Origin of the sequence: Polynucleobacter yangtzensis (assembly GCF_001595965.1) — a bacterium.
GTDB lineage: Bacteria > Pseudomonadota > Gammaproteobacteria > Burkholderiales > Burkholderiaceae > Polynucleobacter > Polynucleobacter yangtzensis.
The window spans coordinates 340,344-364,406 of the sequence record NZ_LOJI01000035.1 but is presented as its reverse complement, the minus strand read 5'-3'; the positions used below and the strand labels follow the sequence as shown (position 1 = coordinate 364,406).

The 24,063-nt window shown below is 44.0% G+C and carries 29 protein-coding genes; 14 read left to right on the top strand and 15 right to left on the bottom strand.

Features of this window, described 5'->3' with window-relative positions; genetic code table 11:
* Positions 1-6 precede the first annotated feature (6 nt).
* Positions 7-1,305: a phosphate regulon sensor histidine kinase PhoR gene (phoR, locus tag JaK3_RS08610; RefSeq protein ID WP_068323547.1), complete on the top strand. Its 1,299-nt coding sequence runs from the start codon at positions 7-9 to the stop codon at positions 1,303-1,305.
* 3 nt (positions 1,306-1,308) lie between these two features.
* On the opposite strand, the gene JaK3_RS08605 is transcribed toward phoR, so the two are convergent.
* Both JaK3_RS08605 and JaK3_RS08600 read right to left on the bottom strand, forming a co-directional pair.
* Entirely contained in the window at positions 1,309-1,509 is a 201-nt protein-coding gene (locus tag JaK3_RS08605; RefSeq protein WP_068323546.1) for a hypothetical protein, read from the bottom strand.
* Positions 1,510-1,592: 83 nt separating this feature from the next.
* Positions 1,593-2,069, bottom strand: a complete 477-nt coding sequence (locus JaK3_RS08600) for an MgtC/SapB family protein (protein ID WP_068323544.1) — start codon at positions 2,067-2,069, stop codon at positions 1,593-1,595.
* A gap of 451 nt (positions 2,070-2,520) precedes the next feature.
* Between JaK3_RS08600 and JaK3_RS10685 the strand changes: the two genes are divergently transcribed.
* From JaK3_RS10685 to ppx, 7 genes are all read left to right on the top strand, one after another.
* Positions 2,521-2,694: a hypothetical protein gene (locus JaK3_RS10685; RefSeq protein ID WP_161484708.1), complete on the top strand. Its 174-nt coding sequence runs from the start codon at positions 2,521-2,523 to the stop codon at positions 2,692-2,694.
* Between the two features lie 12 nt (positions 2,695-2,706).
* Entirely contained in the window at positions 2,707-3,210 is a 504-nt protein-coding gene (locus JaK3_RS08595; RefSeq protein ID WP_068323537.1) for an arsenate reductase ArsC, read from the top strand.
* 174 nt (positions 3,211-3,384) lie between these two features.
* Positions 3,385-4,743 (top strand): DUF2252 domain-containing protein, encoded by a 1,359-nt coding sequence (locus JaK3_RS08590; RefSeq protein WP_068323536.1) that lies wholly within the window; start codon positions 3,385-3,387, stop codon positions 4,741-4,743.
* A gap of 84 nt (positions 4,744-4,827) precedes the next feature.
* Positions 4,828-6,576 carry an alkaline phosphatase gene (locus JaK3_RS08585; RefSeq protein WP_068323535.1) on the top strand — a complete coding sequence of 583 codons (1,749 nt, stop codon included), beginning with the start codon at positions 4,828-4,830 and terminating at the stop codon, positions 6,574-6,576.
* A gap of 8 nt (positions 6,577-6,584) precedes the next feature.
* Positions 6,585-7,301, top strand: a complete 717-nt coding sequence (locus JaK3_RS08580) for an MgtC/SapB family protein (protein ID WP_068323533.1) — start codon at positions 6,585-6,587, stop codon at positions 7,299-7,301.
* A gap of 61 nt (positions 7,302-7,362) precedes the next feature.
* Positions 7,363-7,572: a GDCCVxC domain-containing (seleno)protein gene (locus JaK3_RS10915; RefSeq protein ID WP_082786419.1), complete on the top strand. Its 210-nt coding sequence runs from the start codon at positions 7,363-7,365 to the stop codon at positions 7,570-7,572.
* Positions 7,573-7,683: 111 nt separating this feature from the next.
* Positions 7,684-9,246: an exopolyphosphatase gene (ppx, locus tag JaK3_RS08575; RefSeq protein WP_082786409.1), complete on the top strand. Its 1,563-nt coding sequence runs from the start codon at positions 7,684-7,686 to the stop codon at positions 9,244-9,246.
* A gap of 71 nt (positions 9,247-9,317) precedes the next feature.
* Here ppx and JaK3_RS08570 read toward each other — a convergent pair whose 3' ends face one another.
* From JaK3_RS08570 to JaK3_RS08555, 4 genes are read right to left on the bottom strand one after another with little or no spacing between them, the layout of a single operon-like run.
* Positions 9,318-10,241 carry a GNAT family N-acetyltransferase gene (locus tag JaK3_RS08570; protein WP_338091697.1) on the bottom strand — a complete coding sequence of 308 codons (924 nt, stop codon included), beginning with the start codon at positions 10,239-10,241 and terminating at the stop codon, positions 9,318-9,320.
* A 40-nt stretch (positions 10,242-10,281) separates the two neighbouring features.
* Positions 10,282-10,686 carry a diacylglycerol kinase gene (locus tag JaK3_RS08565; protein ID WP_068323531.1) on the bottom strand — a complete coding sequence of 135 codons (405 nt, stop codon included), beginning with the start codon at positions 10,684-10,686 and terminating at the stop codon, positions 10,282-10,284.
* 12 nt (positions 10,687-10,698) lie between these two features.
* On the bottom strand, positions 10,699-11,727 hold the full coding sequence (locus JaK3_RS08560; protein ID WP_068323528.1) for a glycosyltransferase family 4 protein: 1,029 nt from the start codon (positions 11,725-11,727) through the stop codon (positions 10,699-10,701).
* Entirely contained in the window at positions 11,724-12,533 is an 810-nt protein-coding gene (locus JaK3_RS08555; RefSeq protein ID WP_068323526.1) for a UDP-2,3-diacylglucosamine diphosphatase, read from the bottom strand. Before JaK3_RS08555 ends, JaK3_RS08560 begins: the two co-directional genes overlap by 4 nt.
* A 104-nt stretch (positions 12,534-12,637) precedes the next feature.
* Here JaK3_RS08555 and JaK3_RS08550 point away from each other — a divergent pair, with 104 nt between their 5' ends.
* Positions 12,638-13,426, top strand: coding sequence for a lysophospholipid acyltransferase family protein (locus JaK3_RS08550; protein WP_068323525.1), 789 nt, complete (start codon positions 12,638-12,640; stop codon positions 13,424-13,426).
* A gap of 54 nt (positions 13,427-13,480) precedes the next feature.
* A complete protein-coding gene (gene ppk2 / locus JaK3_RS08545; RefSeq protein ID WP_068323520.1) occupies positions 13,481-14,386 on the top strand; it encodes a polyphosphate kinase 2 in 906 nt (301 codons plus the stop codon).
* 6 nt (positions 14,387-14,392) lie between these two features.
* On the opposite strand, the gene ppk2 (JaK3_RS08540) is transcribed toward ppk2 (JaK3_RS08545), so the two are convergent.
* The 3 genes from ppk2 (JaK3_RS08540) to JaK3_RS08525 form a co-directional block, all read right to left on the bottom strand.
* A complete protein-coding gene (gene ppk2, locus JaK3_RS08540) occupies positions 14,393-15,166 on the bottom strand; it encodes a polyphosphate kinase 2 (RefSeq protein ID WP_068323517.1) in 774 nt (257 codons plus the stop codon).
* A complete protein-coding gene (locus JaK3_RS08535; protein ID WP_068323510.1) occupies positions 15,166-15,444 on the bottom strand; it encodes a serine/threonine protein kinase in 279 nt (92 codons plus the stop codon). Before JaK3_RS08535 ends, ppk2 (JaK3_RS08540) begins: the two co-directional genes overlap by 1 nt.
* A 467-nt stretch (positions 15,445-15,911) precedes the next feature.
* Entirely contained in the window at positions 15,912-16,745 is an 834-nt protein-coding gene (locus JaK3_RS08525) for a hypothetical protein (RefSeq protein WP_068323496.1), read from the bottom strand.
* Positions 16,746-16,963: 218 nt separating this feature from the next.
* Between JaK3_RS08525 and JaK3_RS08520 the strand changes: the two genes are divergently transcribed.
* Entirely contained in the window at positions 16,964-17,179 is a 216-nt protein-coding gene (locus JaK3_RS08520) for an HP1242/YdcH family protein (RefSeq protein ID WP_068323490.1), read from the top strand.
* A gap of 37 nt (positions 17,180-17,216) precedes the next feature.
* Here JaK3_RS08520 and JaK3_RS08515 read toward each other — a convergent pair whose 3' ends face one another.
* On the bottom strand, positions 17,217-17,561 hold the full coding sequence (locus JaK3_RS08515; protein ID WP_068323487.1) for a zinc ribbon domain-containing protein YjdM: 345 nt from the start codon (positions 17,559-17,561) through the stop codon (positions 17,217-17,219).
* Positions 17,562-17,635: 74 nt separating this feature from the next.
* Between JaK3_RS08515 and JaK3_RS08510 the strand changes: the two genes are divergently transcribed.
* Positions 17,636-19,447 carry an AsmA family protein gene (locus JaK3_RS08510; RefSeq protein WP_068323485.1) on the top strand — a complete coding sequence of 604 codons (1,812 nt, stop codon included), beginning with the start codon at positions 17,636-17,638 and terminating at the stop codon, positions 19,445-19,447.
* A 24-nt stretch (positions 19,448-19,471) separates the two neighbouring features.
* Here JaK3_RS08510 and JaK3_RS08505 read toward each other — a convergent pair whose 3' ends face one another.
* The 3 genes from JaK3_RS08505 to JaK3_RS08495 form a co-directional block, all read right to left on the bottom strand.
* The gene (locus tag JaK3_RS08505; protein WP_068323482.1) at positions 19,472-19,819 is read right to left on the bottom strand and encodes a phage holin family protein; all 348 of its coding nucleotides are present in this window, start codon (positions 19,817-19,819) and stop codon (positions 19,472-19,474) included.
* 61 nt (positions 19,820-19,880) lie between these two features.
* Positions 19,881-20,081, bottom strand: coding sequence for a SlyX family protein (locus tag JaK3_RS08500; protein ID WP_068323479.1), 201 nt, complete (start codon positions 20,079-20,081; stop codon positions 19,881-19,883).
* A gap of 15 nt (positions 20,082-20,096) precedes the next feature.
* Positions 20,097-20,318 (bottom strand): hypothetical protein, encoded by a 222-nt coding sequence (locus JaK3_RS08495; RefSeq protein ID WP_068323477.1) that lies wholly within the window; start codon positions 20,316-20,318, stop codon positions 20,097-20,099.
* Between the two features lie 33 nt (positions 20,319-20,351).
* On the opposite strand from JaK3_RS08495, the gene JaK3_RS08490 reads away from it, so the two are divergent.
* Entirely contained in the window at positions 20,352-21,350 is a 999-nt protein-coding gene (locus JaK3_RS08490; protein WP_068323475.1) for an LLM class flavin-dependent oxidoreductase, read from the top strand.
* Here the strand turns inward: JaK3_RS08490 and JaK3_RS08485 are convergent.
* Together JaK3_RS08485 and JaK3_RS08480 are read right to left on the bottom strand one after the other, a co-directional pair.
* Positions 21,345-21,761 carry a putative toxin-antitoxin system toxin component, PIN family gene (locus JaK3_RS08485; protein WP_068323471.1) on the bottom strand — a complete coding sequence of 139 codons (417 nt, stop codon included), beginning with the start codon at positions 21,759-21,761 and terminating at the stop codon, positions 21,345-21,347. The two genes, JaK3_RS08490 and JaK3_RS08485, sit on opposite strands and share 6 nt — an antisense overlap.
* A 9-nt stretch (positions 21,762-21,770) precedes the next feature.
* Positions 21,771-22,316, bottom strand: a complete 546-nt coding sequence (locus JaK3_RS08480; RefSeq protein ID WP_068323467.1) for a YaeQ family protein — start codon at positions 22,314-22,316, stop codon at positions 21,771-21,773.
* A 121-nt stretch (positions 22,317-22,437) separates the two neighbouring features.
* On the opposite strand from JaK3_RS08480, the gene JaK3_RS08475 reads away from it, so the two are divergent.
* Positions 22,438-24,051: an NAD(P)/FAD-dependent oxidoreductase gene (locus JaK3_RS08475; protein WP_068323463.1), complete on the top strand. Its 1,614-nt coding sequence runs from the start codon at positions 22,438-22,440 to the stop codon at positions 24,049-24,051.
* Positions 24,052-24,063 lie beyond the last annotated feature (12 nt).

Here is a 24,063-nt window from a genome sequence, read left to right as displayed (position 1 = left end):
TGCAATATGATTTCCGCCTTAACACGCTTTTTCTTTCTTATTTGCCTCGCATTTATAGTCGCATTAATAGTCCTTTATAACTGGGGCGCACAATGGGCCATCTTCTCGGCGATTGCGCTACTTTCTATCCCTCTGGTGTACTCCTACATCAATCTAGCCCGCCTGGAAAAAAGTATTAAATCGGACTCACTGGAGAGCATGTCTTTACCTAGCGGCTTTTGGGAAGAAGTTTTATTTAGGTTGCAGCGATTAGTCAAAGCTTTGAAGCAAAAGATGCGAACTGTTGAGCAGCAGCATAATCGCTTTATTGAGGCTTTTCAGGCATCTCCTAATGGCATTTTGATGTTAGATGAAAACGATCAAATTGAATGGTGTAATGCGATTTCAGAACGTTTTTTTGGGCTGAATTTTAAGCGAGATGTAATGCAGCGAATTAACTTCCTGATTCGCCGTCCAGAGTTCATTCAATATATCAATAAGCGTAACTTTGATGAGCCTTTGCTTCTCGAAAGAATGGGGCCCAATAGCAGCCTGAGTCTCATGTTGCAATTATTTCCTTTCGGAAACCAGCGTCACTTATTACTAGTTCAAAACGTCACCGACCTACAAAAAGCAGATGCAATGCGCCGAGATTTCGTTGCTAACGTTTCGCATGAGATGAGAACGCCTATCACTGTACTCATGGGGTTTTTGGAGACAGTCCAAACCTTAGATCTTGAGAAGGGTCAACGTGATCAGTACTTTGACATGATGATGTCTCAAGCTCAGCGTATGAAAAGTTTGGTTGAAGATTTATTAACCCTTGCCAATTTAGAGGCTAATTCATTGCCTGCAGCGAGCAAAGCTATTAATCCTGAAATGTTGATGGCTTTAATTAGGAATGATGCTGAAGCGTTATCTCAAGGTAGACATAGTTTTAGTTTTGAAGTTCTCAATCAATGCTCCATATTGGGGGATGAAAGAGAAATACTCTCTGCATTTAGTAATTTAGTTTCAAATGCAATTCGTTATACCCCAGACATTGGTTCGATCAATGTGAAGTGGGATATTAATGCTGAAGGGTATGGAGAATTTTCTGTGACTGATACCGGTCCTGGTATCGCCTCTGAGCATCTCTCAAGACTCACTGAGCGTTTTTATCGTGTCGATAGAAGTCGTTCAAGGGATACAGGTGGAACAGGATTGGGTTTGGCAATCGTTAAACATATTGCCAGTCGTCATCAAGCTCAACTCATTATTGAAAGTACGCCGGGCAAGGGCAGCACTTTCATACTGCGCTTTCCAAAAGAGCGGATTGCGCCCTAAGATTTAATCTTTTTTCTTTTTCTTCTTCTTTTTAGACTCTTTAGGAAGTTTTTCAGTTTTGCCGCCGGCGTATAGGCACCAAACTTTGATTTCTTCAAAAAGCTCTACAAGATCCTCGTGAGGAAGACTTTTCAGGTCCACTAGGCCAATAGCACCACTTTCCTGTAGCTGTTTTACTGCATCTGCGTATCTATATTCACTCATGGCATTTAATTGTCATTGTTGGGATGACTAATGCTAGCAAAGTAATATGACAAAACCGCTTTTTTGACTGTTTAAGTGAGGTTTTAGTCGGGATCCCCCGAGATTTCGGAGCCTCTTTTGATGCCGCTGAGTTGAGCAACCAGCCTTTCCAGTGGTCCACCAAGGGCTAAAGTAACCAAAATAGCCCCTAAAGAGAGCCCTCCAAGGGCAAATTGCCCAGCTCCAAAGGCTGCCCCAATGAGGGCGCATGCCCAAAGGCTGGCGGCAGTAGTAAGGCCGTGGACTCTTTGAGACCGTTGCTCATAAATAATGACTCCGGCACCCAAAAATCCTAATCCAGTAATCAGACCCTGAAGGACGCGACTCACTGATTGAGCATCGTCTTGCACAAAGTCACTGATAAGCATTACGGCTGTTGCAGCACCAATGGCCACTAAAGAGTGTGTACGAATTCCAGCTGATTTATGGTGCAACCAGCGATTGAGCCCAAGAATAGCTCCGACTAATAAAGCTAAAGCCAGGCGAAGTGCAATGGTGCCGTAGAAATTCCAATCGAGCATGTCATTTCCTTATTGGATATGCATTGATGTTTCACTCAGTGTATCTCAGCCACATCATTTGGTCACAAAAGCGTCTTCACTTTGTCATTTGCCGCATGAATAATTGACTTGCAGTAGGCATCACATCTCTACAAGACAGAGTTGTGCATAAAAATCTTTCACCATAAGGATGCAACATGAAAAAATTGATATTACGTATGTGGCAAGCATGGAATGAAGCGAAAGCTGCTTATGTTAATCGTTATGCAAGACATCAACTAGGAAGTTAGTCATCACAGTGTCATGATCTGAGATTACATTGAATTGTCGGGGAGTATCCGGCCAAGATAAAGTGTATGTTTCCTTCACAACCCAGCACGTGCTGGGTTTTTTCTTGCCTAGGTGGTTAATAAAAGTGAAATATATAAAGCCTAGGATGTCGTTATTCATTATTTCTTAGAAGGAAAATATCATGAATCACCAACTCACTAAATATTTATCTGATGTATTTAGAAATGAAGTGCAAGAGAAATCCTTCACGGGGTTGAAAGAGCATGAATCTAAGGACGATTCCTTAAGAGATCCAAAAATAAATCATTTTCTACTGGATAGAAAATATACATTACGTCTTGACGAAATCATTTGAAATCTCTCGCTGATGACTCGACCCTATAACATTCTCTTTCTCTGCACGGGTAATTCAGCTCGTTCAATTTTAGGGGAGGCACTTGCCACCACCCTCAGTCATGGGCGCTTTATTGGATATTCTGCAGGCTCGCAGCCAAAATTATTTGTACATCCAATCGCATTAAAACTTGCAAGGGAGATGGGTTATCCGCTTGAATTGCTAAGAAGCAAAACATGGGATGAGTTTGGTCGACAAGATGCCCCTCACATGGATTTTATTATCACCGTTTGCGATTCTGCTGCTGGCGAAGAGTGCCCATATTGGCCTGGCCATCCTGCAACTGCTCATTGGGGGTTTATGGACCCAGCCGCGGTCGATGGCAGCGAGCATGATATGTGGGATGCTTTTAGAAAAGTTGAAATGGGTTTACGTAATCGCATTGAACTACTGATTGATCTCCCAGTAGAAAAGTTAGATCATTTGCAGATTAAAGATGAATTGCATGCTATTCATCATCGATTTAACTCGGAATAGCCCGTCCCAGCCTATAGCATTTCCCTAATTTGAGCCCATTATTTATATAGGCGTTAATATCGTTGGGTATACCCATTTGCTAGGTAACCCATGCCCTCCCAGAAGAAACCACAATATGCTGTTTTGAGATCGGTAGAGTCCTTTAGGGACCCGCGTCCAAGTATCAAGAGGCGTATGGCAGATGGCAAGGCATTACGCAAGGTGGTGAGTATTGCAGACCAAGGGATATATACACCCCCTAAAAATCGCATTGATCCTATACAAATATTAGAGGCGCAAGCCAAACAACGTATCGAATCTTTGATTCCGATTCGTTATGAACGCATGTTGCAATCTCCTTTTGCTTTTTATCGTGGCGGTGCCGCCATCATGGCGCAAGACCTCGCTAATCAGCCGACCACCAATATTACTGTCCAGCTTTGTGGTGATATGCACGTATCCAATTTTGGATTATTTGGTACCGCTGAGCACCGCTTAGTATTTGGTATTAATGATTTTGATGAGACTTTGCCAGGAAGCTGGGAGTGGGATATCAAACGTTTGGTTGCCAGTGCGTTAATTGCCTCAGATAGCATGGGTGGCGATAAAGCATTGGGTAAAAAATTGGTTTATCAGATTACATCTGAATATCAAAAGCGTATTGAGCAATACGCAAAAATGCCTTATTTAGATTTGGCGCAGGAGTTTATCGGCGAAAAAGATATTCGCAAGCACTTTAGTAAAGAGCATCAGAGGAAATTAGATGTTTATTTAAAGGAAACTAAAGGGCAAGGCAATATTCAAGTACTGGAGAGCTTGACGACCTTGGTGGGTAAGAATCGAAAAATCATTAACAGACCTCCTTTGATTGAGCATTTTAAAAAGGATGCCTACGGCACTCCCTTATTGCCATTGATTGATAAAGCATTATTGAATTACGCCAGCACTTTGCTGGCTGATAGGCAAATACTATTTCAGCGCTATTCCTTAAAAGATTTTGCCCGAAAGGTTGTGGGGGTTGGTAGCGTCGGAACCAATTGCATGGTTTTATATTTCGAGGGTGATAGTGGGCAGGATCCTTTATTTCTTCAATATAAGGAAGCCCAGCGATCTGTCTTAAGTCCATACCTTGGTGAATCTATCTATCGTGACATGGGGCAGAGAGTGGTAGCGGGTCAACGTTTATTGCAGGGTGCGCCCGATATCTTTTTAAACTACGGGGCAGTTCAATACGATATTAATAAAAGCCAGGGCTTCTACCTGCGCCAATTACGAGACATGAAGGGTGGCATCGGAGTTGGCAGCGGTGGAGTGACTTTAAAAACATTTCCGGACTATGCAAAGTTATTTGGCTGGGCCCTGGCATTAGGTCATGCTCGTTCCGGTGATGCTGCCATGATTGCAGGATATTGCGGCCAATCTGATGGGTTAAATGAGGCTTTATATGCATTTGCAAAGTCTTATGCAAAGCAGAATATGAAAGATTATGAGCAGTTTTGTAAAGCCGTCAAATCTGGAAAATTGAAAGCAGCAAAGAAAAAAACAGCTTTGTAAGACATGTAATATCAAGGGTCATCAGAATGTCATGATTTTGGAAGATATTGTAATCTGCCTAAACCTTTTGATTATTTTTACTTCATGACAAGCCTCCATTCTTTTAAATCGTTAGCTCTGATTCTGCTGGTATCAATTACTGGCTTTGCGCATGCTGCAGCTATCTATCCAATCGATCAAGCGAGTATTTTGGCGGGTTCAAAATTCGATATCAAGATTGAGTTCAATCAGGTTGCTAGCCCTAGCGATGTCATCATTGAATTAAATGGATTCCCAATTAATAAATTAGTCTCCAGTAAATCTGAATTTATCTCAGATGAAAATGGCAAAGGTAGTGCGGTAATTTATCGGGATGTGCAGTTGGCAAAGGCAGGCAAGTACGAGCTGGTGGCGCGTACTGCGCAAGAAAAGTTAAAAGTGACTTGGGATGTTTACTTTAGCGGTCCGCGAAAAGTAAAGAACGTGATCTTATTTATTGGTGATGGGATGACGATTGCCAATCGAACCGCTGCCCGCGTTTTATCAAAAGGTATCAACGAAGGAAAATACCAGGGTAGATTGGCTTTTGATAATATGCCTAATACTGCAATGATTGGAACCTCTGGCTCAGATTCTTTAATCACTGATTCTGCTAACTCCATGAGCGCATACACCACTGGGCATAAGACTGCTGTTAATGCAATGGGTGTCTATGTATCTCGTGCTAGTGATAACTTATCGCATCCTAAAGTAGAAACTATTTCTGAACTTATAAAGCGCAATACCAAAATGTCAGTTGGTATCGTTTCAGACGCAGAATTGCAGGATGCTACTCCTGGAGCAATGGTTGCGCATACACGCCGTCGAGCTGACAAGCAGTACATTGCCGATCAACTCCTGAAAAGTGGCGCAGAAGTCATTCTTGGTGGTGGGTCGGCTTATTTTTATCCGCAATCGATTAAGGGTTCAAAACGTAAAGACGATATGAATTTAGTGGATACATTTAAAGCTGATGGATATCAGCTCGCTTTTACAAAGCAAGAGTTGGTAGCTGCCGCTGAAAATAAGAGCACTAAAAAGTTGTTTGGTGTTTTTCATCCAGACAATATGGATGGGTCCTTGGATCGTCTCTTTCTCAAAAAGAATACTGTTGCTCTATACCCAAATCAGCCTGATCTCACTGAGATGACTCAGTCTGCAATTGAAGTGTTATCTCGAAACCCTAATGGATTTTTCTTGATGGTTGAGGCTGCTTTAATTGACAAGTTCAACCATCCACTTGATTGGGAGAGAGCGGCATTTGACACCATCATGCTAAGTAATGCAGTGCAAATAGCCAAAGACTTTGCGAAAAAGAATCCAGATACATTAATAATTGTGACGCCTGATCACACTCATAGCGGCTCTATCAGCGGGGTAGTGCATGATGATAAGCCTGGGCCACTACGTGAAAAAGTGGGCGTCTATGCAGCTGCCGGATACCCTAATTATCCTAAGGCTGATGTGCAAGGGTACCCAAGTAAAATTGATGTTTCTAAGCGCCTCGCATTCTTTTATGGCAACTATCCGGATCACTACGAGACTTTGCACCCAAAGCTGGATGGTACGTTTGTGCCTGCAGTAAAAGATGATTCTGGAAAATTTGTGGCGAATCCTAAATATATTCAATTGCAGGAAGATGCAATTCATGTGGGTGGAAACTTGCCATCACATCAGGAGGTAGGAGTGCATACTGCCGATGATGCCGTGTTAAATGCAATCGGCCCTGGATCAGAGAAGTTTAAAGGTTTCATGGATAACACTGAGGTATTTAAGGTGATGGTAGAGTCATTGGGTCTTAGCTCAAAACAATAAATCGCTCTATGGAATTTACGAACAACATTAACTATGTATCGTTAGCCGATACTGCAATCAGCCTAACGGCTGCATTTTTCTTTGGTGGATTAATTGGGCTAGAGCGTCAATATCGCCAACGAACTGCAGGTTTAAGAACGAATATTTTGGTGGCTATCGGGGCGGCGATCTTTGTGGATGCGGCCAATAGACTTACCGGTCATGAAGGTGCCGTCCATGTCATGGCCTATGTGGTTTCGGGTATCGGCTTTCTGGGGGCGGGCGTTATCATGCGCGAAGAGGGGAATGTCCGAGGGATAAATACGGCAGCTACTTTATGGGCCTCCGGTGCGGTAGGCGCTTGTGCTGGCGCCGACTTGATTTTGGAAGCTGGGTTGGCAACCATATTCGTATTAGCGGCCAATACTCTTTTGCGACCTGTGGTGACCTTTATTAACCGCCAACCTCTAGACACCATCTCCGTTGAAGTGACAAACTCGGTTTACATCATTACCCCAAAGCATGCGCAAAAACAGGCGCTAAAGCAATTCATAAAGACTTTAGAGGGGGCAGGTTATCAAACGCAAGATGTTGAAGTGCATCAATTTGGCAGCGATGACGTCGAAATTCAGGCGGTATTAACTGCCTCAGCCGTAGATGGGGATGAAATGGATCGACTAATTGCAAAAATTGCTGATCAAGAGTTTGTATCCCAGGCCTTCTGGAGCCCAAGCACAACAGATTAATGGTCTTTGGTTCAATTGAATTTGACACACTATTGACACAATCTTGCTTCAATATTTGATTGTGAATAAGACTATCCAATATCCGCAAGCTACTGTGACTTGCCCTCATTGCCAGACCTCAGAGATCATTACTTCCGAAGAGGGTGCCCAGCATTTTTATCGTTGCAGATCATGCAGTGCAATTTTGAAGCCTAAATCAGGGGATTGCTGTATTTTATGCAGCTTTGGTAACCGCGATTGTTCTAGTTCAGAGCAAAATTTAGCAGCTTAGACCAAGGTTCCGCGCCCTATATACAGGGCATTGCTGTGCATTTCATGAATATGTCATTGTTTTTACATAAAATAGACATAATTAGCGCAGCAATCAATATTGAGGAACATTTTGGCAATTAATCCCGTAGATCCTTTAATAAACTCCGCAGAGCTTGTTGCTGCTGTCGATTTAGGATCCAATAGCTTTCGTATGTTAGTCGCTCAGGCGGTAAATACCACCTCGGGTACCCAATTGCGCCCCATAGATACTCTCCGCGAAACAGTTCGTTTGGCAGCCGGCCTGACGGAAAATAAGTTACTTGGCAACGATGCCTACCAGCGCGGCTTAGTTGCTATTAGGCGATTTGGAGAGCGAATTAGGGGGTTTGATCCTTCTAATGTTCGAGCAGTTGCTACCAATACTTTGCGGGTTGCAAAAAATGCCCCGCAATTTGTGGAGGATGCACAGGCGGCATTGGGATTTCCGATTGAAGTGATTGCGGGTGTCGAAGAGGCGCGCCTGATTTATATCGGAGCTGCGCATGAGGTTCAGGCTGTTCAGGGCAATAGATTGGTCATCGATATTGGTGGAGGTTCAACCGAATTTATTATTGGCAAGGGCTATGAGCCAAAGTTAATGGAGAGTCTTTATATTGGCTGTGTATCACATAGTCTGCGTTTTTTCCCTAAAGGGAATATCGATGCGCATGCCTTTAAAGAGGCTGAGTTGGCAGCTCGTCGTGAAATACAAGTCATTTCAGGCGCTTATTTAAAAAGCGGCTGGAAGCAAGTCATTGGATCCTCTGGAACTGCCAGGGCTTTAGCAGATCTAATTGCGACTAATAATTTCAATAGACATGATGATGGTTTAACCATGGGTCGCGTCAATGGCACAAGCGGACTTATCACTCGCGAAGGCTTGAAGAATCTTAAAAAGCATCTCCTGAAGTATGAACATGTAAATCAAGTTGAGCTTGAGGGATTGAAGGATGATAGAAGAGCCGTATGGCCCGGAGGTTTAGCGATTATGCTGGCCGCCTTCGATGAATTAGGTATTGAAGAAATGGAAGTGACAGATGCCGCTTTACGAAGTGGTGTTTTATATGACTTACTTGGCCGTTCTCAACATCATGACATGCGCTATGTCACTGTAGAGCAATTTATGCAACGATATGCAGTTGATCGTGAGCAAGCAGACAGAGTAGGTAAGTTAGCAGCAGATTTTCTCCAGCAATTACCTAAACCTCAATCTGAAAGTAGGGCTGATAATGTTGCACTATTACAGTGGGCCGCTAATCTCCATGAGATTGGATTGTCAATCTCCCATAACGGGTATCACAAGCACTCTGCCTATATAGCGGGTAATGCAGATATGCCTGGATTCTCTAAGAACGACCAGGCAAGGCTTGCTGCGCTATTGATCGGTCATACCGGTAAGCTTGGCAAGTTAGCCAATAATCACGGCTTTGAAGACTGGCGCATGCTTTTTTGTTTACGCTTGGCTCAAGTACTCTGCCGTGGACGTAGTGATATCAGCCTCCCTAAAGTAAAAGTTTCTGAGCATGATGGCTCGTATTTGGTAAGTCTGTCAAAAGAGTGGGCTGATGAACACCCTTTGACAGAATTTAGTCTTTTAAAAGAGGCTGCAGAGTGGGAGAGAGTTGGTCGTTCTTATCAAGTGAGCTTTAAGTAAGCTTTTCATTAGGCAGTAAAAAGCCACTTCGATTTGAAGTGGCTTTTTGTTTAACTCATGCTACGCTGAATTTATAAGCCTAAGAAGTGCTTCGCATATCGTGGGTTGATTTCAGAAAGTCGCAGCATTGTTAATAGATCAGCGGTATTAAAGTCTGGATCCCAAGCAGGGGCACTGCAAATTTTAGCGCCAAGCTTGAGGTAACCCTTAATCAAAGGAGGAGGCTGTACATCCAAGCCACCATTAAGCTTATCTAAAGGCAAAGGCAAGCGTGGAAAGGCGTGGAACTCTGTAGGCGCCATTTGATCATTGCCGAGTGAGTTATAAAGGCTCGCTGCAAAGTGTCCGCCATCAGCCATGGGGATGCTGGCGCATCCCAACATAATTTCGTAGCCATTCTTTTGCATGTACTGAGCCAAGCCACTCCATAGGGCCATAATCACGGCGCCGGAGCGGTAGTCTTGATGAACACAGGATCTTCCTAGCTCAACTAATTTAGGGCGTAGGTGATTGATGCGAGATAAGTCAAACTCAGAATCAGAATAGAGACGTCCTATTTCTTGGGCCTTATGTGGTGGCAGGACGCGGTAGGTGCCTACGACCTTTAGAGTATCTTGATCACGAATTAATAGATGGTCGCAATAAGTATCAAATTCATCAACATCGAGACCTTCTGCATTCATCGCCAGGTTCGCTCCCATCTCTTCGGCAAATACTTTGTAGCGTAATCTTTGCGCCTCTTTAATTTCACCTAGAGTACTTGCCCAAACAATCTGAAATGCAGGTTTTTTAGGCTTATCAAGCTGTACCGGAGGGGTTATTATCGGCTCTCTGAGTTCAGCCCTTGTCTTGGTAACAAACTTCTTTCCAAATAGTTTCTTAGCAATTTTTTTAGAAAGTTTTGTGAATGCATTGGGCTTTTTTCTTTTGAGCGCTTTAATTTTCTTAGGGGCGAAAATCTCAAATGAGCCGATTGGGTTGGGAATATCAGACATGGCTGGCCTTATTAATTAAATAGTTGGGTAGATAGCTCATTTAGAGACTAAGAATCAAAGGACTGCAGACCGCAATCCAGAGTAGCGCTGCCACAACGAGGGCAAGCATGACGGCGGCGCTACCAAAATCTTTTGCGCGCTTGGAAAGATCGTGGTGCTCAAAAGAAATTCGATCTATCGCCGCCTCTACACTGGAATTCAGTAGTTCAATGACGAGCACCATTACCAGAGAAGAGACTAGAAGCGACTTTTCTAAAAGCGATATTGGTAATGCAAATGCAATGGGCGTTAGTAATACAAGCAGGGTAAGCTCTTGTCGAAAAGCGCTTTCTTCTCGGAAGGCGTATACCAATCCGCACCATGAGTTCTTAGCAGCATGCCATGCTCTAGTGAGACCTCGGTTGCCCTTGTGTGGGTTTTGGTCAACGTGGTAAGGGAAGTTCACAAATAACTTTCTTTAAGCTAATGCAGTGACGTGAACTTCTGGCGTTGGTACAGGCTTCAGATGCTGTGCAAATTGTTCGGAAGCCGCACGCCATGAAAATTTCTCAGCATGGGCACGTGCTACCTCACGTGGAATCTTGAGTGCCTGCATGCAAGCCTCTCGTAGATCTTCATTCATTGCACCTGAATTTGAATTTCCTAGTACATCGATAGGACCCGTGACTGGATAAGCTGCCACAGGCGTACCGCATGCCATTGCTTCTAATAAAACTAGACCAAACGTGTCGGTCTTACTTGGAAATACAAACACATCTGCAGCTGCATACACTTTTGCCAGCTCATGTTGCTGTAAGACGCCTAGATAGTTCACTTCTGGATATTTTTCCTTTATTCCAGCCAGAGCTGGTCCGTCTCCTACCACCCACTTCGAACCTGGTAAATCAATTTCTAAAAATGCATTGATATTTTTTTCAACAGCTACACGCCCTACATATAAGAAGATTGGGTGAGCGGTATTAAGAGCCTTTGAATCCTGCATCTTAAAAATGTCGAGATCCACACCACGTGACCACAGAACTACATTCTTGAGTCCAAATTTTTCGAGATCGTCTTTAACCACAATGGTTGGTGCCATGACTGCCATAGATGGACCATGAAACCAACGAATAAATGCATAGGTAATGCTTAAAGGGATTCCGGTACGTGCCTTGACGTATTCAGGGAAGCGGGTGTGATATGCGGTAGAAAAGGGGAGGTGATTTTTTACTGCATAGGCGCGAGCAGATAATCCTAATGGACCTTCGGTGGCGATATGCATGGCATCAGGTGCAAACTCTTTAATTCGACGTGCTACCTCTTTTCCCGGGAAAAGGGATAAGGCGATATCAGGATAGGTTGGGCACGGAATTGATTTAAAACCAGTGGGGGTGATCATCTCTACTTCATGACCCATGGCAATTAATTCTGCACGGGTTTGCTTAAGGGTGCGGACAACACCGTTCACTTGTGGATCCCATGCATCAGTAATGATCATAATTTTCATAGCGCAGCCTCTTTAATAATTGATTCAATAGCGGGTGGAAGGGAAGTTTGAATGACTTCAACTGGCTCGCCTTTGATGTGCGTCCAGTAAATGATTTTGAGTTCACCAGTTTGTGTCTCAACCAGGGCGGTAAGGCTTTCAACCCAATCACCATCGTTGCAATACAACAAGCCATCGATCTCACGGATTTCTGCTTTGTGAATATGGCCACAAACAACCCCATCACAGCCTCTTAGACGTGCTTCTCTGGCCATAATGTGTTCAAAGTCTGCGATGTAGCTAACTGCGTTTTTCACCTGGTGCTTGAGGTATTGGGATAGAGACCAATATTGCAAGCCCATCTTGGCGCGGAGCATATTGAAGTAGCGGTTTACGTAAAGAATGAATGAATACATAGTGTCGCCAACATAGGCAAGCCACTTGGCGTATTGCATCACTCCATCAAATTGATCGCCATGGGTTACCCATAGCTTTCTACCATCCACGGTTGTATGGATTACCTCTTCAACTACCTTGACATCACCAAACGAAAGCCCAAAAAATTGTCTGGCGCTTTCGTCATGATTTCCGGGAACGTATATAACCTCACTGCCTTTGCGTGCCTTACGCAGGAGTTTTTGTACTACGTCATTGTGTGATTGAGGCCAATAGAAAGACTTCTTAAGTCTCCAGCCATCAATAATGTCGCCTACCAGATAGAATTTCTCTGCTTCATTGTGTTTTAAGAAATCTAGAAGGTAGTTTGCCTGACACCCCGATGTTCCCAGGTGTACATCTGAAATCCAGATAGCTTTGTAATGCATCATGAAACAGTATTAAGCCAACAGAGTGTGAAAGCAGCATGACAGTTCTGAGGCAGTTTTATGACGATGCAATTATTTTTGGAATTTGATTTATATTGCTAGTCCATATGAGCAAGAAACATTCCTCAAATCAATCGCGAAATACATCAGTAGCTTGGTGTTGGTTTCTGGTATGGGCTCACGTGATCGCTGGCTTAGCTACATTGGCTTTTAAGTTTCCCTTTGCAGATCCACAAAGAAAAGATAAGCTGATTCAGGCTTGGTCAAAAAGATTACTAAATATTTTTGGCATTGAGCTAAGGTTAAAAAATCAATCGATTCTTCCAAATACCCCATTCCTACTTGCTTCGAACCATATCTCTTGGATGGATATCCATGTAATTAATGCTTTTAACCCTATTTGTTTTGTTGCAAAGTCAGACGTAGAGGGGTGGCCGATTTTTGGCTGGATGGCAAAGCAATTAGGTACCGTGTTTATTAAGCGAGACAATGCTCGCCATGGGAAGAAAGTTGCGGAAGATGTAAGCAAAGTTCTTGCATCTCATTCTGTCTGCATTTTTCCTGAAGGCACCTCCACGCCAGGGGAGACCGTGTTGCCATTCAGGCCAAATTTATTTGAATCTGCTGTGATTGCTGGCGTCCCCGTCTATTCCTTAGCAATCTCCTATTGGTCATCAGCGTCTGGCGAAAGAAGCGATGTGGCAGCCTTTGTTGGGGAGATGGGACTGCTTGAATCTATGGCTAAGATATTGAATGATCGTCAATTAATCGTTGAATTAACCTTTTTACCTCCCTCTGGAGGGCATCCAGAAGCATCTAGAGATCGCAAGTGGCTTGCCTTGCATAGCCAGGAGGCTATTTCTGATCATTTAAAGGCTGAACTGCGCTTGATGTAATAAATATGTCATCATTTCTCACTATAAAGAGTGCACTAAAGGGAGTGGAAGCTAATGACATCAAAGCATAAAGAGATGGCCGAGTGGTATCGCCGTGCTCAAGAAGAGATTCTTGACAGCATGGATGAAGAGCTTGAAATGGAGCTTGATGATGATCGCCTATCGCCTGATGGTAGTATAAGTTCCCAAATCCCCCGCAATGTTTACTTCAAAGAGCTTTTTAGACTTCAGGGCGAGCTGGTAAAGCTACAAGATTGGGTGGTGGCTAATAAGCTCAAGGTTGCAGTTCTATTTGAAGGTCGTGATTCTGCGGGTAAGGGTGGCGCCATCAAACGCATTACCCAGCGTCTTAATCCACGCGTTTGCAAAGTAGTTGCTTTACCAGCACCCAACGAACGTGAAAAGACGCAGTGGTATTTCCAGAGATATATTTCCCATCTGCCCGCAGGCGGTGAGATCGTTCTATTCGATCGCAGTTGGTACAACCGTGCTGGTGTTGAGAGAGTGATGGGGTTTTGTACTGATTACGAATACGAGGAGTTTTTAAGAACCGTTCCTGATCTTGAGCGAATGATGATTAGCTCCGGCATTATCTTGATTAAATACTGGTTTTCTATTTCTGATGATGAACAGTACAACCGCTTCATGATGCGTATTCATGATCCATTAAAGCAGTGGAAATTGAGTCCAATGGATTTAGAGGCTAGAAGGCTTTGGGAGGCTTATACCAAGGCAAAAGAAACCATGCTTGAGCGTACGCATATTCCAGAGGCGCCATGGTGGGTTGTAGCCGCCAATGACAAGAAAAAGGCGCGCTTAAACTGTATAACGCACCTGCTAAGTCAGATTCCTTATCAAGAAATTGATCATCCTCTGATTACATTGCCTGCACGCGTACACAATCCAGATTATTTAAGGGGCCCAGTACCTCCTGAAATGTACGTGCCTGAAGTCTTCTGAAGAATTTTATTTTTCAAGTTTAGATAAATCGCCATTCCATTTAATGACGACATCTCTATCCGTCTTCAGTAGTGTCTTATCTTTTCCTGGGTAGGACACTCTAGAGAGTAAATCTCGAATTAAATTTAAGTGCGCCAGCTTCTTGTCGTTAGCCTTTACAATTGTCCAAGGAGCATCTTTAGGGCTGGCTCTCTTCAGCATTTCATTTCTACATTTACTGTAGGCATTCCAATTTTTCTGCGCTTGCTGATCAATGGGGCTGATCTTCCACTGCTTTAGAGGATCATTTTCCCTATCTTTAAGACGCAAAGCCTGCTCTTTCTTGGAGATATCTAAATAGTATTTCAGGATAGTGATGTCTGAGCGCGCTAGAATGGATTCAAAGTCATTTACGGTTTCCATGAAATTAACGTATTGGGCTTTTGTGCAGAAATTCATAACGCGCTCAACTCCAGCTCGGTTGTACCAACTGCGGTTGAATAGAACAAACTCACCTTGTTTGGGTAGTTGCGCCACATACCTCTGAAAGTACCACTCCGCAGATTCAATATCTGATGGTTTGCCAAGCGCAACAATACGCGTTTCACGTGGGCTTAGATGTTCTGTGATGGCTTTAATGGTTCCATCTTTGCCTGCTGTATCTCTACCCTCTAATATGACTAGGATCTGATCACCATTTTTGATTAGGCTGTTTTGCAGCTTCACCAACTCAATTTGCAATTTGCGAAGTTTAGAGTCGTAACTAGAATCCTCCAACTTTTCTTTGTTTTCATGACCCATTAATTTGCTTCGCTATTAGCTACAGGCTGTTTAGCAGCAGCTCTTGTAGCTGGCGCTTTTTTAGTAGGGGTCTTCTTTGCTGCGACTTTCTTTACTGCAGCCTTCTTAGTAGGTGCTTTTTTGGCTGCCGCTGATTTCTTGACAGGAGTCTTTTTATCAGCCACCTTTTTCTCCAACTTATCCAAAGCTTTTGCTAGCTTATCAATAAGTTTTTCTCTATCAGACTCTAGTTTATCGAGCTTTTTTAAAAGTTGCTTCACTAGTTTCTTTTGGCTCATATTTTTCCTGTAATTATTTATGGACTATTAGTAAATCTTCACTATTAGGTTCATCCTACGTTTTAAATCTATCAATTTCAAGCAAATATGACAGTTTTATGACAGTTCTCTAATCTTTGCTTTGGCGTGACCTAGAATAGGCTTACTTTTTAAACCTTTAGGCATTCTTTAAAATGAAACGTCATTACATAGCCTTCCTTCTTGGCCTCCTATTGTCAGCTTGCTCCACCCCTCATAGTGAATTCGGCATCTATCAACAATCCGATGGAACGATTGGAGTGCATGCGCCCAAGACTGCCAAAGAGACAGAGGCACAGGAAGCTGCTCTTGTAGAGTGCAAGAAGCAGGGCAAAAGAACGGTGACGATTCTAGAAAGCAGAAAAACGGTCAATGACCGTTTTCCAATAACTTACATCTACCTTTGCAGATAGTGGCGGATAGTTAGTCCGCCATCAGCAGTCGATCAATTAGCTAAGAAGCCACTTCTTAATGGACTTATTCACACACATAGCATCTAAAGCAAGACCAAAGAACTCGGAACCATTGGTAACCATGCTTTCGATTGCTTCCACTTTGCCTGACTTAATGCCGCGCAAATAGGTTGCAGCACGATAGCGCAAGAAATGCTCTGTTTCGCCTTCCTCGTTCTCGGTAGAGCAGAGCTCTAGGCTGCCATAGCGAGTTTCTGGGTTGATATTCAGAATAGCTAGGCTTACAGCGCCGACCAATTTCTCGGGAACCGGAATAGGTACATAAGAGTAGAGGGAGATCATCATTTCTTCTTCGTCTACTTCGATGATGTGATCAATATCCAATACGTCTTTTTCAGTTAATTCAGTTTCACCAGAGTCGCCACCGCCAAAAGTAGACTCAAACTGCAGCATTGCAGTATTGCTTCCTTTGGAGATCTCAATCATGTCAGGGTAGCCAAGCAAGCCTTTCCACCAGTACATTAATGAGAAGGTGCATGGTTTGACTTCAACCAAACCCTTTTTCGTAGACTTCGCAAAATACAAGCCGTAAAACTCATCATCTTGCTCTAGACCGTATTGATCTACCTTAGGTGCTTTAGATGAAGATTGTTTTATTACTTTCTTGGCAACTTTTTTTGCTGCCGACTTTTTAGCTGCAGGTTTCTTAGCAGCGACTTTCTTCGCTGCTGGTTTTTTCACTACCTTTTTCACTGTCTTTTTGGCTGCTACTTTTTTAGCGGCAACTTTCTTGACAGCTTTTTTTGCAGGGGCTTTTGTTACCACCTTGGTAGCTACTTTCTTTTTTACTGGAGACTTCTTTGTAGCCATGGTCTATTACCCTTCTTTTGGTAGTTATTGTGCTTAATGCACTAGCTGATATTACTGCAATTTCCATAGGGAATTCGCCTTTCCTATATGGGGTTTTTCCTCCAAATTACAAGGAGAGGGGGTAAAGTAAAAAGATGGCAATAAGCATTGTTCTTGGAATGTAGGATTGCTAAACTAATCTCAAGCAGTTTTCTACAACCCTTATTTCAAGAGGATCTATGTTTCCTGAATATCGTGAACTCATTACCAAGTTGAAAACGTCAGATCGTCACTTCCTGCATTTATTTGATAAGCACAATAATTTGGACCAGAAGATCCAAAGAATGGAGGCTCATACAGAGCCAAGCACCCAAGAAGAGATTGAGATTTTGAAGAAGGAAAAGCTTTTGTTAAAAGATCAGATTTACGCAGTCCTTAAAAAAGCGAGCGCTTAAGTCATTTCTGCTGAAAAAGCCTATATTGAAGCTGGATCTAGGCTTTCTTCAAGAAGCAGGCTTTGAGGAGCATATTGCCGGCTTCTGTTTTGCAATCCACCTCGTGGTCGCCGGAGACTAAGCGAATACCTTTGATTTTGGTGCCCACCTTGAGGGTTGTAGATGAGCCCTTAACCTTTAAGTCTTTAATGAGGGTTACCGTATCGCCATCTGCCAATAGATTGCCATTTGCGTCTTTAACGATCAATCCCGCTTCTATTTCTTCTGCGGCAGCAGCCACAGGCCATTCATGGCCGCACTGGGCGCAAACGTAATTCTCCCCATCGGGGTAGGTCATATCTTCCTGGCAGGCAGGGCACTTAGGCAAATTATCTGTACTCATAGGCGTATTTTAGTCCAGGGGTGGTTGGGGGCAGTTGAGGCAGTTGATTGCCTGTATCGCTTTAGAATGGTTGGGTGAACAAAGTCCTGAAGATTTCCTTAATTGCTTTTATAGCTTTCCTTGCTATAGCGGGGTTGGGCGCTTGGTATGCAGCTTCTTTTATTAATCCGACGCAATTAACTAAGCTTCTCAGTTCATCGGTGAAGGATGCTACGGGTCGAGAGCTCAAGATTGCTGGACCAGTTAGCCTCAATCTTTTCCCATCCATTAGCGTGAAGGCCGAACAGGTTTCTTTGAGTAATACCTCATGGGCAAGCAACCCCAACATGTTGACACTCAAGCAAATTGAGTTGGATATTAGGTTATTCCCACTACTCAAGGGTAGTGTTGAAATTAGCAGAATAGGCGTTACAGGTTTAGAGGCTAACCTACAAACTAATAAGAGTGGAGAGGGTAACTGGAATTTCACCCCGCCAGTCTTGACTACCAGTGGTACATCAACCCAAACCCCAAGCGATACAGCAAGCAACGATTCTGTGGATAACACATTTGTTTCTATTAAGACGCTGGACATTGCTGATGCCATCATCCGGTATCAAGACGGCAGTCAGGCTGCAAAAGTCATTCGCCTCCCGCGGCTAACTTTGGGTAGTAGAGATGGAAGATCGACTATTCTGTTGGATGTTCAGTACGAAAAATATAGCTTGAATCTAAAAGGTTCAACGGGTTCCTTGCGTAATGCTTACTTTGCTTGGGATCAGTCTCCTGTAAGCATGGATCTGGATTTGGATCTCACCTTAAATGGGAAAACGCTTGCTATTAAGGGTGACATTGACAAGAGGCCTCAGGTTTTACCAACATTTAATATTCAGTTAAATTCCAAATCCTTTGATTTGACTCCATTGGCTGGGTCTGCCGCCATTGCTGGCAAGGCTGGAAACGCTTCACCTGCAACTCCCCATAAACCTCAAGGTAATTATTTCTTCTCAGACGAGAAATTGCCTTTCGATTTGCTGCCTTTGGCAGATGGAGCAATCAACATCAATATTGCTGAACTGGGTATTCCAGGGCAAGCTCCATTCACAAACTTTAAAACAACAATGCAATTTAAGAAAAACAATATTGATGCAAATGATTTAAGTTTCAATATTGGCAAGGGAAGTGCGCAGGCACAAATTTTTGTTGCTGGTTTTGATGGGCCAGCTCCAAAAGTAGCTATCAAGGGGCTTGCTAAAAACTTTAGCTTGGAGCAGATAGTTGCAAGTGCTGATTCAAGCGCTAAAGTTTCTGGGGGCGCCACTCACATAGCTTGGAACCTTCAAGGTAGCGGAGTAAGTCCACATCAATTGGTCAGTCGCGCTAATGGCGCAATCCAAATTTCAGTTGGGCAGGGAAAATTAGATTCGAAGTTTATTAATAAGGGCGGGGACTTTGTTGTTTCAGTTTTTGATGCAATCAATCCAATGCGAAAAAAAACGAATCAAACTATTTTGGAATGTGCCGTTGCTTATTTGCCCATAAATAACGGCATGATTAATATTCGAGATTCAGTTGGCGCGGAAACAGACCGCTTGGACATTACGCTATCAGGATCAGTTAACCTCGCTAATGAAGCGTTGAATATCAGCATTAATCCAAGAGAAAAATCTGGCCTTACAACTGGCTTGGATCTTGGGGGCTTGGTAAAGATTGAAGGCACTCTGCAAAATCCAAAAGCGGGGGTCAACAAAGAAGGGGTGGTAAATAGTGCCGTTTCGATTGGACTAGGCTTTTTGACTGGCGGTATTAGTATTGCTGCCGAGAATGCTAAATCTTTGGCGACCAAGTCGCAGCCTTGTAAAACGGCGCTGCATTCTTGGTCGGATATCTATTCAGCGAGCAAATAAGAGAAACGAAGCTCGGGATATTTCTTAGAAAACTAAACCACTAACAAAGAGGCTGAATAAAGAAATAAAGATGCTGGCAAAAAACGCAGTCCAGAAGCTGGAAATCGTAAAGCCGCTCACTACTGCAGAGACAAGCATCAACACTAAAGCATTAATCACGAGCAGGAAGAGGCCCATCGTGACTACGGTTAGCGGAAGTGTGAAAAGAACTAATAATGGCTTAACAATTGCGTTGGCAAAGCCCAGAAGCAGAGCGGCAATGATTAAAGAGCCACCATCTGCAAAGCGTAAGCCACTAAAAATGTAGCTAGCAACCCAAAGGGATAAAGAAGTTAAGCCCCACTGGACTAAAAATAGCGTTAAGTTGCTCACGGAGGATTCCTTTGTCGATGTTGTATGGGTGTTTGTGCCTAATAGCTATATTAGCAGTTGATTAATAGTGCGGAGGAATTTCATCCTTTAAGCTACCACCTCCGCCACCACCACTGCTAGCCTGCTCTTTGATGGCTTTGAGTTCGCGATACAGAAATTCAATTTGCTGCTGTTGTTTATAAACTGTCTCATTGAGTTTCTCGATGAGATCTTCGGTAAAGCTCAGTTTGATTTCGAGATTGGTGATGCGTTCTTCGGACATGTGTATGTGACTTTCTTATTCGGAGATGAGTTCAAAGCGACCATCTTCCATTTCTGTTTTAGGTCTAATCCAGAAATCATGAGATTGCATTGATTCATAAACATAAGCAGGCTCGAGGGTAGCCTCTACATTTGCAAGAAAGACAACTCTATAAAAGCCACCGGTCTTGATATGCCTGAGTTTGCTACCTGGTTTAAATAGGCCATCATCGGGGTCAGCCATTTTTGGTTTGCTCATGTAAATAATGCACTTTCTCGGTATGATCTAGCGATGGCAAATTCCATCCCATACTCCATTCTAGATATATCTCCGATTCCGCAGGGCTTTACTGCCGCTGACGCGCTTCGAAACTCGCTGGATGTGGCACAACACGCTGAAAAATGGGGTTATACCCGCTACTGGGTTGCAGAACATCACAACATGACTGGTAATGCGAGTTCAGCAACTGCGGTTCTCGTTGGCTATATCGCTGGTGGCACTAAGCACATTCGTGTGGGTTCTGGTGGGGTGATGCTGCCTAATCATGCCCCGCTAGTAATTGCTGAGCAATTTGGCACGCTTGAGTCTTTGTATCCAGGAAGGATTGAACTTGGCTTGGGTAGGGCGCCTGGAACCGACCAAATGACTGCTAGAGCATTGAGACGAGATTTATTGGGCAGCGATGATCGCTTTCCGCAAGACGTTCGAGAGCTTCAGTATTACTTTGGCCCGCTGCAAGAGGGCCAATCGGTTAAAGCGATCCCAGGTATGAATACCAACGTACCCATTTGGATTTTGGGATCCAGTCTGTACGGCGCCCAATTGGCCGCTCACTTCGGCTTGCCCTATGCCTTTGCATCTCATTTTGCGCCTGAGCAGCTACTGGAGGCAATGAAGATTTATCATGAGCTTTTTAAACCATCGACTCAGCAAGCTAAGCCCTATAGCGCCTTTGTAATGAATGTAGTAGCGGCCGACACTGATGAAGAAGCTCGTCATCTGTTTACTACTTTGCAACAAAATGTTGTGAGGATGCGTAGGAACACCAGGGGTCAGTTGCCACCCCCAATTACAGACATGAACGAATTTTGCGAGCCTCATGAGAGGGCTTCCGCAGACCAAGCCTTGCAGGTATCAGTAGTAGGGTCGCTAGAAACTGTGAAGAAGGGAATGCGTCATTGGTTGGATACCACTGGTGCAGATGAAATCATTTGTACGGGGCAAATATTTGATCATCAGGCTCGCCTCAGATCGTTTGAGATCGCCGCTCAGGCAGCGCAAGGCCTATAGAGTGATTGCTGTGTAGTCTGCGGTAATCAGGATCTGCTCTAAAACTGCTTTATTTGCAAATCGAAGCACTTCATTGTCTTTGCTGATAAGGGTGCAGGGCTTTGCGGTAAAAGCAAGATCTAAAAAGACCTGATCATCAGGGTCTTGGCATAACCAAGGTGACTTCAGTAGCTCCTTGTCATCCAGAACTCTAGCTAAACCTTGCCATTGAAGCAAAATCTGCTCTTGTTGAGCTTGGTCCAATGAAAACAATGGGCGCGCAATGACGTCTGCAAATTCTTCTAAGGTCGCTGGGGTTGCCAAAGCATCTATCTTGCTTTCGATGAGTGCTTGCTTTAAGTGCAGCGCTCTAAAGTCATTAAAGACAAATAGATCTAACAAGACATTGGTATCAAAAACCACTACCTTCATATCTGAAGCCTATTGATTGTTGCGCCAAATCTCTGGAGTAATGGTCACTTGACCTTGGTCGGATGAAACATACGCTTCGCCATCTTGAATATTGACGTGGATGACCATGCTGCGCTCAACTAATTTATTGAGATCTTCAGCCTGTTCGGCCGGAATAGAAATCACTTGCAAGTTGCGAGCACGGGTCAATTTACTGGCAATGCCATCCCACCAAATTTTACTTGTGTGACCACCATAGCAATAGACAACCACTTGATCTGCGCGACCAGATGCTTTCAGAATACGACGCTCATCGGGTTGGCCAATTTCAATCCAAAGCTTAATGGCATCAGTGAGGTCCTTGATCCAAAGATCGGGCTCGTCGGTGTCGCTCAGGCCCTTTGTGAAGACCAGGTCTTCGTGAGCCTGCAAAGCAAAAGCGATGATCCGGATCATCATCCGCTGCTCAGTTTCTGAGGGGTGCTTAGCGATGGTTAAGGAGTGACTGCCGTAGTAATGACGGTCAGAATCTGCGACATGAAGGTCGGCTTTGTGGATAGTTGCGCGTAGAGCCATAACGCATTATCGCCTTTATGTGCGATCTCCTGGCCTGAGCGAGCCCATAACCAGTATTATTTGGTCTATGGCTTCTTCGGGGGCTAAAAAGGCCTTAAATCACTGTGTATCGTAAAACTCCATGATCCGTATTACTGAATTGCGTCTACCTATTGACCATGCTCCTGAAGCCTTGGAGCAGGCGATTCTGAAACGCTTGGATCTACATGTTAAAGACTTAATAAGCTTTGAGGTTTTTAAGCGAAGTTACGATGCCCGAAAAAATGTTGCCTTATCTTTTATCTACACCGTAGATTTATCCGTAAAGAATGAAGATGCTCTGCTGAAAAAATTTGCAGGCGATATTCATATTAGGCCTTCCCCAGATACGAGCTATCACTTTGTAGCCAAAGCACCCGAATCAATTGACTCCGGAAAAGTGCTTCGTCCAGTAGTAATTGGTTTTGGCCCCTGCGGAATTTTTGCTGCTTTGGTGCTAGCACAAATGGGCTTTAAGCCAATTGTTTTGGAGCGTGGCAAGAAAGTGCGCGAACGCACTCAAGATACTTGGGGCTTATGGCGCAAAAATAAACTGAATCCAGAATCGAATGTTCAGTTTGGTGAGGGTGGAGCGGGTACATTCTCGGACGGTAAGTTGTATAGCCAAATCAAAGATCCTAAGTTTTATGGGCGCAAAGTCATTCAAGAGTTTGTGAAGGCTGGAGCCCCAGAAGAAATCACTTATGTAGCCAAGCCTCACATCGGCACCTTCCGCTTGGTTGGCGTGGTGGAAAAGATGCGCCAAGAAATTATTGAGCTAGGCGGTGAGATACGGTTTACCCAAAAAGTGATTGGCTTTGATATTCAGAACAAGCAAATTACCGGGGTCAAGATAGAAGGGCAGCCGGATTTGCCTGCGAGTCATGTGATTTTGGCTTTAGGACACAGTGCGCGCGATACCTTCGAGGCTTTGTACCATGCTGGCGTCTATATGGAAGCCAAGCCATTCTCAGTAGGCTTTCGAATTGAGCATCCGCAGTCACTAATCGATAGAGCGCGCCTCGGTCCTCATGCGGGTAACGAGCTGATTGGCGCCGCAGACTACAAGTTGGTTCACCATGCTAAAAATGGTCGCTCGGTCTACAGCTTCTGTATGTGTCCTGGTGGCACAGTGGTTGCTGCTACCTCAGAACCCAATCGAGTCGTCACCAATGGCATGAGCCAATACTCGCGCAATGAACGCAATGCCAATGCTGGCATCGTAGTAGGCATTACCCCGGATGATTATCCAGGTGGTCCATTGGCGGGCATTGAGTTTCAGAGGGCGATTGAGTCTAAGGCTTTTGAGTTAGGTGGCGGTACGTATGAGGCGCCGGGTCAATTGATCGGTGATTTTTTAGAGGGCAAGCCATCTACTGAGTTCGGCAGTGTTCTGCCATCCTATAAACCAGGTGTTCATCTGACTGACCTGGCAGGGAGTTTGCCTGCCTATGCTATTGAGGCAATTAGAGAGGCAATTCCAGCATTTGAGAAAAAAATCAAAGGTTTCTCCATGAAAGATGCTGTATTGACTGGAGTTGAGACGCGTACCTCCTCCCCATTACGAATTACACGCGGCACCAACTATCAAAGTCTCAACATCAAAGGGCTTTACCCAGCAGGCGAGGGCGCGGGTTATGCGGGTGGAATCTTGTCTGCAGGTGTCGATGGGATTAAAGTAGCGGAAGCAGTAGCACTAGACTATTTGTCAAAGTAACTCCATATAAGC